This window comes from Meiothermus sp., from assembly GCF_025056915.1.
GTDB lineage: Bacteria > Deinococcota > Deinococci > Deinococcales > Thermaceae > Meiothermus.
This window is the reverse complement of sequence record NZ_JANWVH010000029.1, coordinates 24330-32841: the sequence shown is the minus strand read 5'-3', so window position 1 is coordinate 32841 and position 8512 is coordinate 24330. Positions and strand designations below refer to the sequence as shown.

10 protein-coding genes are annotated in these 8512 nt (G+C 64.6%); 4 read left to right on the top strand and 6 right to left on the bottom strand.

Features of this window, described 5'->3' with window-relative positions:
- Positions 1-181 precede the first annotated feature (181 nt).
- The 6 genes from NZN28_RS06665 to NZN28_RS06640 all read right to left on the bottom strand — a co-directional run bounded on the left by NZN28_RS06665 (position 182) and on the right by NZN28_RS06640 (position 5655).
- Positions 182-487, bottom strand: coding sequence for a hypothetical protein (locus NZN28_RS06665; RefSeq protein ID WP_295396425.1), 306 nt, complete (start codon positions 485-487; stop codon positions 182-184).
- A 50-nt stretch (positions 488-537) separates the two neighbouring features.
- Positions 538-2046, bottom strand: a complete 1509-nt coding sequence (locus NZN28_RS06660) for a tripartite tricarboxylate transporter permease (RefSeq protein ID WP_295396423.1) — start codon at positions 2044-2046, stop codon at positions 538-540.
- A gap of 9 nt (positions 2047-2055) precedes the next feature.
- Entirely contained in the window at positions 2056-2487 is a 432-nt protein-coding gene (locus NZN28_RS06655) for a tripartite tricarboxylate transporter TctB family protein (protein WP_295396421.1), read from the bottom strand.
- An 88-nt stretch (positions 2488-2575) separates the two neighbouring features.
- A complete protein-coding gene (locus NZN28_RS06650; RefSeq protein ID WP_295396419.1) occupies positions 2576-3541 on the bottom strand; it encodes a tripartite tricarboxylate transporter substrate binding protein in 966 nt (321 codons plus the stop codon).
- A gap of 60 nt (positions 3542-3601) precedes the next feature.
- Positions 3602-4243 carry a GntR family transcriptional regulator gene (locus NZN28_RS06645; protein WP_295396417.1) on the bottom strand — a complete coding sequence of 214 codons (642 nt, stop codon included), beginning with the start codon at positions 4241-4243 and terminating at the stop codon, positions 3602-3604.
- A 230-nt stretch (positions 4244-4473) separates the two neighbouring features.
- Positions 4474-5655: a PLP-dependent aspartate aminotransferase family protein gene (locus NZN28_RS06640; protein ID WP_295396414.1), complete on the bottom strand. Its 1182-nt coding sequence runs from the start codon at positions 5653-5655 to the stop codon at positions 4474-4476.
- 127 nt (positions 5656-5782) lie between these two features.
- Here NZN28_RS06640 and NZN28_RS06635 point away from each other — a divergent pair, with 127 nt between their 5' ends.
- From NZN28_RS06635 to NZN28_RS06620, 4 genes are all read left to right on the top strand, one after another.
- On the top strand, positions 5783-6250 hold the full coding sequence (locus NZN28_RS06635; RefSeq protein ID WP_295396412.1) for an Lrp/AsnC family transcriptional regulator: 468 nt from the start codon (positions 5783-5785) through the stop codon (positions 6248-6250).
- Positions 6251-6293: 43 nt separating this feature from the next.
- Positions 6294-7346, top strand: coding sequence for a sensor histidine kinase (locus tag NZN28_RS06630; protein WP_295396410.1), 1053 nt, complete (start codon positions 6294-6296; stop codon positions 7344-7346).
- Positions 7343-7957, top strand: a complete 615-nt coding sequence (locus NZN28_RS06625; RefSeq protein ID WP_295396408.1) for a response regulator transcription factor — start codon at positions 7343-7345, stop codon at positions 7955-7957. Before NZN28_RS06630 ends, NZN28_RS06625 begins: the two co-directional genes overlap by 4 nt.
- Positions 7958-8038: 81 nt before the next feature.
- Entirely contained in the window at positions 8039-8473 is a 435-nt protein-coding gene (locus NZN28_RS06620) for a rhodanese-like domain-containing protein (RefSeq protein ID WP_295396405.1), read from the top strand.
- Positions 8474-8512 lie beyond the last annotated feature (39 nt).

Here is an 8512-nt window from a genome sequence, read left to right as displayed (position 1 = left end):
TTGACCGAGCATTCTATCCTTTCAGCCTAAGTTTATGCCCTTTTTTCACTACTTTTCACTACAGTTCAATCTCTTGAGAATGCGTCTGGGCCGAGACGCATGTTTTCGAGTTTCAGGCGGCCACTGTTTTGTTCAGAACCAGGCTTTCTCGAACTCGAATGGCTCATCAGTGAAGAGCGCTCTAGGCTTGCAAGCGGGGGCGGCGCATCCGGGTCAGGAGCCAGACCCCGACCACCAGCAGCAATAGGGGCAACCCCCACTGGAGCAAGAACCCCAGCACGCCCGCCGCCACCCCCAGGGCACACCCCACCACCCACAGCACCAGGCCCAAAGCCAGCAACACCAGCAGCAGCGGGAGCAGCACCACCCCCAGCACCGCCAGAACCGGCAGGGCCGCAACCGCCAGCACCACCCCCAGAATGGGCCCCAGCCAACCCGTGAGCAGCAGAACCGCCAGAATGACCAGCGACCATCCGAGGAGTTCCATGCTTTGAGGGTAGCGCGTTTGGGGGTGGGGGTCGTGACCCCCCTTACACTTCAGAGCTCGTCGTCGCCTCCCAGCCCCTGTTTGCGGAAGCGGGCGATAAGCGCCGGAGCAAAGAGCGAGAGCGCGGCCAGCACCCAGAGCGCAATGGCGATGGGGCTGCTGAACAGATAGCCCACGTCCCCATTGCTGATGGTCATGGCCCGGCGCAGGTTAATTTCCATCAGGTAGCCCAGCACCAGACCCAGCAGCACCGGGGCCAGGGGGAACTCGAGCTTGCGCATCAAATAGCCCACCAGCCCAAACACCGCCATTAAAAGCAGGTCGAAGGGGTTGTTGTTGACCGCATAGACCCCAATGAAGCTGATGGCCAGCACCGCCGGAATCAAAAACCAACTCGGCACCGCCAAAAGCCGAACAAAAAGGCCCACCAGCGGCAGGTTCAAGAGCAGCAACACCGCATTGCCCACGTACATCGAGGCAATCAGGCCCCAGACCACCTCGGGGTTCTTCTGGAACATCTGCGGCCCCGGCGTCACCCCCAGGCTGATCAGGGCCCCCAGCATGATGGCGGTGGTGCCGCTGCCGGGCAGGCCCAGGGTCAGCAGGGGAATCATGGCCCCGCCCGCTGCCGCGTTGTTGGCCGACTCGGGGGCGGCCACCCCGCGCAGGTCGCCCTCGCCAAAGCGGGCTTTGGCACCCAGCAGACGTTTCTCGGTGGTGTAGGCCACGAAGCTGGCAATGGAAGCCCCGGCCCCCGGCAAGACCCCAATCAGAAAGCCCAGCACACTGCTGCGCAAGATGGTCAGGAGCGAGGCCATGAAGTCGCGCAAGGAAAGGTAGATGCGCCCCACCTGGGCCCTTACGGCGCCGGGGGTTTTCTCCTCCAAGAGCATCAGCACCTCGCTGACCGCAAAAAGCCCGATGGCCACCACCAGAAAGTCCATGCCGTCCTCGAGCTGCAAGAACCCAAAGGTGTAGCGCGAGATGCCCGACTGCGGGTCCTGGCCCACCGTGGCCAGCATCAGGCCAAAGCCGGTGGCGATCAGGGCCTTGAACAGGTTCTTGCCCGCCAGGGCCGAGAGGGTGGAGAAGCCGAAGACCATCAGGGCAAAGTATTCGGCAGGCCCGAAGCGGATGGCCCACTGGGCCAACAAGGGCCCCAGGGTCATGAGGCCCACCACCGAAAGGGTACCGGCTATAAACGAGCCCCAGGCCGCCATGGCCAGCGCGGGGCCGGCCTGGCCCTGCTTGGCCAGCTTGTGGCCGTCCAGGGCCGTGACCACCGAGGAGGTCTCGCCGGGGATGTTGAGCAGGATGCTGGTGGTGGAGCCGCCGTACATGGCCCCGTAGTAGATGCCGGCCAGCAGGATGATGGCCGACTCGGGCGGCATCTTGAGGGCAAAGGTGAGGGGCACCAGCAGGGCCACCCCGCTGATGGGGCCAATACCCGGCAGCACCCCAATCAGCGTGCCCACCAGACAGCCCAGCACCACCAGGAGCAGGTTGAGCGGCTCCAGGGCCACCCCAAAACCGTTCAGGAGCGCTTGCAGGATGTCCACAGTCTCACCCTACCCAAAAATCCGGCCCGCTGGCAGGCTCACACCCAGCCCCTGGGTGAACAACAGGTAAATGCCCAGCGTGAAGGCCAGCGCGCCCCCCAAGCCCTGCCACCAGCGCGCCCCAAACAGCACCGCCAGCAGGGTCATCTCGAGGGTGGTGGTGACGATGAACCCCAGCGGCACAATCAGGTAAGCGTAGGCCACCAGGCTGAGAAGCACCAGCCCCAAGACCGGCCAGAAGCGCCGTGGGGGCCAATCTGGCTCGGGGTCGGGCTTGAAGAGCAGCCACAAGGCCGAAAGGCCCACCAGAACCGCGATGATGTAGGGGAAAGGCCGCGGCCCCAGGGGGTCGGACAGGAAGCCCACCTGCATCCGGCTGGCCTCGAGGGCATAGCCCACCGCCAGCAAGAAAAACAGCGCACCCACGATACGATCGGTCATACCAAGGCTTTATAAGGCTTGGGGCCGATGGCCCAGTAGCCCCAGGGGCTTACCCTTGGCTATCGGCCTTCGGCTCCAAGGTCACGCGCTACCGGATGATGCCGAGCTCGCGGGAGAGGTTGCGGAACTGGTTGACCTGCCGGTCAATGAAGACCTGGAACTCGGCCCCCGCCATAAAGAACTGACCCAGTGCGTTTTGCTCCCGCACCCTGGCCCACTCCGGGCTGCGCTCAACTTCGCGCAGGGCCCGCACCCAGAACTCATAGGCCTGGGGGGGCATGTTCTTGGGCACATAAAAGCCACGCCAGACCACCCATTCCACGTTGTAACCCAGCTCCTTAAGGGTGGGCACGCTGGCATACACCCCTCCCAGGCGGCGGGGCGACATTACCCCCAGCACCCGCACCGTGCCAGACTGCACCTGGGCCCTCAGCTCCGAGGCGTCGCCTGCAAAAACCTGGACAAAGCCACCCAGAAGCGAGGTCAGGGCCTCACCGCCGCCATCAAAGGGCACATACTTGATGGCCCGGGGCTCGATACCTGCGGCCCGCCCCAGAAGCAGCACCTTCATGTGATCCTGACCGCCCACCGCGCTACCGCCGCCCACCGCAATTTTGGAGGGGTCGGCCTTCCAGGCCGCGACCAGTTCTTGCATGGTTTTCCAGGGGGCGTCGGCCTTCACCGCCACCAGGCCAAAGTCGGCGGCCACGGCACCCAGCCAGCGCACGTCGCGTTCGGTGAAACGGCTGTACTGGCCCTGGGCCAGGCGCACGGTGGTGGCCGGGCTGGCCGCCACAATCAGGTTGGCATCGTCGCTGCGCTGGGTGACCACGTTGGCGTAGGCCACCCCACCGCCGCCCCCGGTTACGTTGGTGGTCTTGATCGGCTGGGGCACCAGTCTCAAATCTTGCATGACCTGGGCCACGCTGCGGCAGGTGAAGTCCCAGCCACCGCCGGCCCCGGCTGGGGCGATGCACTCGGGGTTGCGCGGGGTGAACTGCGCCCAGGCAGCACCCAGCACAACCAGACAGACCGCAAAAAAAGCTCTTTTCATGCCTTGCCTCCGTTAATCGTCGGTTTTGATGACCCGATTGTACCGAGTCTTCTAGCGCCGTCAAGGGCGAGCCAGCAACGCCGAGCCCTCGAGGCTTTTCAGCAAAGCTTCGCGGGAGCGCTCGAGGTGCTGCTGCATGAAGGCCGCCGCCTCCTCACCCTGGCCCTGTTGCACCAGCTCAATCAGGGTCAGGTGGTCGGCGTGGGCCTGATCGGCCCCCTGGGGGCGGGTGATTTCCAGGTAGCGGGCCCGGTAGATGCGCTGCAACACCTGGGCCAGCGAGGCCACCACAAAGCGGTTGCCGGTGAGCTTGGCCAGGGCCAGGTGAAAGTCGGTGGCTTTTTCCAGCTCGACCTCGGGGTCGAGGTCGGCCTCCACCGAGGCCAGCAAGTCCTGAAGTTCGCGGGCCTTAGGCCGGCGGCCTGCTGCGGTGCGAACAATCTGGGTCTCGAGCCAGTTTCGAAAGGCGAAGGCCTCTTCGAGTTCGGCCAGATCCACCGGCGCTACGCTGTAAACCCGACCCTTGCGCTCCAGCAGGCCCTCCCGGAATAGCTGCTGGATGGCCGCCCGGATGGGCGTTCGGGAAACCGCCAGGCGCTCCTCGAGCCGACGCTCGACGAGCGGCTCGCCCGGGCGCAGCTCGAGCGAAAGAATCATTCGGCGCAGGCGACGGTAGGCTTCTTCGGTTTGGGGCGCAAGCATAAGCGTGAGGGATATGCTACCTTTTTTGGTATACCGCCTCAACTTCGGGCCAACGGCCTCAAGCGCCTGGTCAGTCCAGGGTCTGCGGGCCAGACCACAGGGGTCAAGCGTCCTCAGCCCTGACCCTGAAAGCCTGTCGAACCTTCAAGGGCCATAACGCCTTGCGAAGCCGGCGTCCCGGAAGGCTACCCACACCTACAAACCGCCGCCGCGCCACCTCGAGGCAGGGGCTACCGGGGCACCCTGGACTGCAGGACCTTCGCCAGGGCTTGCTCGAGGTCGGCCAGCAGGTCGTCGGGGTCTTCGATGCCCACCGAAAGGCGCACCAGGGTGTCGGTCACGCCATGCGCCTGCCGGATTTCGGGCGGCAGAAGCTGGTGGGTGGTGGAGGCCGGGTGGGTGGCCAGCGATTCCACATCGCCCAGGCTCACCGCCTGGGTAAAGAGCTTCAGGCTATCCAGGAAGAGGGCCGCGGCCTGTTTCGATTCCAGTTCAAGGGAGACCAACCCCCCAAAAGCCCGCATCTGCCGCCGGGCCACTGCATGGCCTGGATGGGAGGGCAGGCCAGGATAGTACACCCGCCGGACGGCGGGGTGCTTGGAAAGAAATTCCGCAACCTTTGCGGCACCCGCACAGTGGGCCTCCATGCGCAGGGGCAGGGTCTTGAGGCCCCGCAGCATCAGGTAGCCCTCGAAGGCCCCCAGGGTGCCGCCAATATGCCGCAGCCCCTCGGCCCGCACCGCCTCCATAAGTTCCTTGGGGCCGGCCAGCACCCCGGCCAGGCAGTCGCCGTGCCCCCCCAGGTACTTGGTGGCCGAGTGCAGCACCACATCCACGCCGTGCTCCAGGGGCCGGGTCAGGTAGGGCGTGGCGAAGGTATTGTCCACCACGGTCAGGACGCCTCTGGAGCGGGCCACCTGGGCCACTGCCGAGAGGTCGTAGATGCGCAGGGTGGGGTTGGTGGGGGTCTCGAGGTAGACCAGTTTGGTGAAAGGTGAAATCACCTTGGGCAGGTTTTCCACACTGCCCGCATCGGTCACGCGCACCCCAAACTTGCTCAGGGTCTCCAGAAAATAGCCTTCGGTTCCGCCGTAGAGCGGAGCCAGGTACACCACTTCGTCGCCGGGGGCCAGCAGCGTGGTGCAGAGGGCGCTGATGGCGGCCATCCCGCTGGCAAAGGCCACCGCGTCCTCGGCCCCCTCGAGGCTGGCCAGCTTTTCCTCGAAGGCCCGCACAGTGGGGTTGCCGATGCGCCCATAGATGTAGCCGGACTCCTCCCCGGCAAAAAGCCGCTCCCCTCGAGCAAACGAGCCGTAAGCAAAGGTAGAGGTGCTGTAGATGGGCACCACATGGGCGCCGGTGACGGGGTCGGGATGGTGTCCGGCGTGGACGGCGCGGGTTCGGATTTTCATAGGCAACCTCAGGAAGTGGGTTGGTTTCAAGATAGCACCCCAACCCCGGCAGGTGGGTGCAATAACGCCGATTCCAACCCCTAATAAAGCAACCTGATTTCAAAAAAAGATAAAATAATGCAATCTTATGGCATCCGTTGAACTGGACAAGAAAGACCGCAAAATTCTGAACATCCTGCAAAGCCGCGGCAACATCCCCAACAACGAGCTGGCCGAGCTGGTCAACCTCTCCCCTTCGACCTGCCTGCGCCGGGTGCGGCGGCTGGAGGCGCTGGGGGTAATTCGGGGCTATGTGGCCTTGCTGGACGCGGAAAAGGTGGGGCGCAGCCTGTGCGTGTTTGTGCGGGTCAAGCTCGACCACAAGAGCCGGGCCGATGTGGAGCGCTTCGAGCAGGAGGTGCTCAAATACCCCGAGGTCACCGAGTGCCATGTGGTGATGGGAGAGGACGATTTTCTGCTCAAGATTATGGTGGCCGACCTGCACGACTTTCAGAAGTTTTTGCTCGACCACCTCACGGCCATTCCCGGCCTGAGTGCGGTCATTTCCAGTGCGGTGCTGCGGCAGTCCAAGAGCACCACCGAGCTGCCGCTCTGAGGGAGGGACAAACGTTTGAAGGGCACAGGCTAAGCTTGAGTCCATGCTGGCACCTGCCAACGAACCCTGGTGTACGGCCCTGAGCGAGCTGGCCCAGACGGCGGCCCAGGGTACGCATGAAGACGGTCTGCTCCGGGCAGGCCTCGAGGTTTTGCGTAGACATCTGGAGGCCCGTTGTGGCGAGATCTACCGCGTGCGGCAGGGCCAGGCAGAACTCGAGCACCTGCAAAACTGCAAGTTGGACTGCCCCCTGGGCCAGGTCTCGAGGGGGCTGGCCCAGACCGCCGCCCAGACCCGCCAGCCCGCCTGGCAAGAACGGGTGGTGGCCCTGCCGCTGTGGAGCGGGGCCCAGGTGTACGGGGTGTATGTGCTTCACCTGCAAGACCATCCCCTGCCGCATGAAGAGGCTTTTTTGAGCCTGGGGGCTGCCGTGGTCGCACTGGGGCTGTCCCGCTCCCAGGAGGCCGCACATTTGCGGGGGCGCGAGGCCCAGCGCAACACCCTGATTCATCAGCTCCTTTTTGCCCAGGAGGAAGAGCGCCGCCGGGTGGGGCGCGAGCTGCACGACGAAGTGGGCAGCCAGCTTACCGCAGCGCTCCTGGCCTTGCAGATTACCGAAAAGCGGCCTGAGTATTTGGGCGAGGCCCGCAAGGCCGTGGTTCAGGCCCTGGAGGAGGTACGCCGCCTCTCCCGCGAGCTGCGCCCCGCCGTGCTCGACGACCTGGGGCTGGCCAGGGCCCTCGAGCGCTACCTGCATGAGTACCAGGAGCGCACCGGCCTGAAGGTCGAGAGCGAGATCGAGTGCCCCCAACTGCGGGAAAGCCAGCAGATTGCCATCTTCCGGGTTATCCAGGAGGCCCTGACCAACACCGCCCGCCATGCTAGGGCCCGCCGGGTGTACGTGGGCCTTTCGGCCTGGGACAAACGGGTGCGGGGGCTCATCACCGACGATGGGCAGGGGTTCGACCCCGCCCGCACCCCGACCTCGGTGGGCCTGGTGGGCATGCGCGAGCGGGTGGAACTGCTGGGGGGCAGCCTGAGCGTGGAGAGCAGCCCCGGCCAGGGCACCCGCATCGGTTTTGTGCTGCCGTTATGAAGATTGTTCTAGTTGAAGACCATGCCCTCATCCGCACCGGGCTGCGGCTCTTGCTGGAGTCCGTTGAACACACCGTAGTTGCCGAGTTTGGGCGGGCCGAGGAAGCCCTGGCCTGGTGCAAGAGCACCGCCCTTCAAGATTGGCCGGGGCTTTTCATTCTCGACCTCAACCTGGGGGGGATGCCCGGCCTCGAGGCCCTGCCCATCCTGAAAACCTACGGTAAGGTGCTGGTGCTTTCCATGCACGAGGAGCCCGAGTACATCGCCGAAGCTTTTGCGCGGGGGGCCAGTGGCTACCTGCCCAAGCGGGCCGTAGATCGGGACTTGCTGGATGCTGTAACGGCCATCGCCCGGGGGGAGCGCTTCTTGCATCCCCTGCTGGCCCCCCGTCTGGCCGAACACATCAGCCTGCCCAGCCTCGAGGCCCTTTCGGAGCGGGAGCGTGCCGTGGTCGGTCTGCTGGCCCAGGGCTACAACCTGAGCCAGGCCGCCGAAAAGCTGGGCATCTCGGTCAAGACCGTCGCTACCTACAAAGCCCGCGCCCTGGACAAACTGGGCCTGGCCTCCCAGCCCGAGCTGGTGCAGTGGGCGCGGGAGCATGGCTTGGTGTAGGAATTTTTCTGACGAAGCTGTCAGACCTTCCCTGACCCCGGCAGCAGCCCCTTCTTTTAGCCTGAGGCCAGGAGGTTAGAGATGAAAACCCACAAGCTCATGCTGGTCGTGCTTCTGGCCCTGGTTCCGGTGCTGGCTTCTTCCACCAACTTCTCGGCCCTGACCATCCGCGAGGTCGGCAACTTCCTTACCGCACTGCCCACCGACTTCTACGGGGTACAACCCCCGGCGGCCAAGGCCCAGATTGATGCCATCAAGCCCTTCCTGCTGGATGTGCGTGAGCCTAACGAATACAAGGAAGGCTTCCTTGCGGGCGCGGTGAACATTCCCATCCGCGACCTGCCCGCCAAAATCACCAGCCTGCCCAAGGACAAGCCCATCCTGGTCTACTGCGGCATCGGGCACCGGGGCGCCATGGCGGTGGTGTTCCTGCGGGGCCAGGGCTACAACGTCAAGAGCATCATGGGTGGCTACAAAGCCTGGGTGGCGGCCAACTTCCCTGTGGTCAAGGAATAGGCTTTTCCCAGCTTTCCACGACCCCCTCACCCGAGGGGG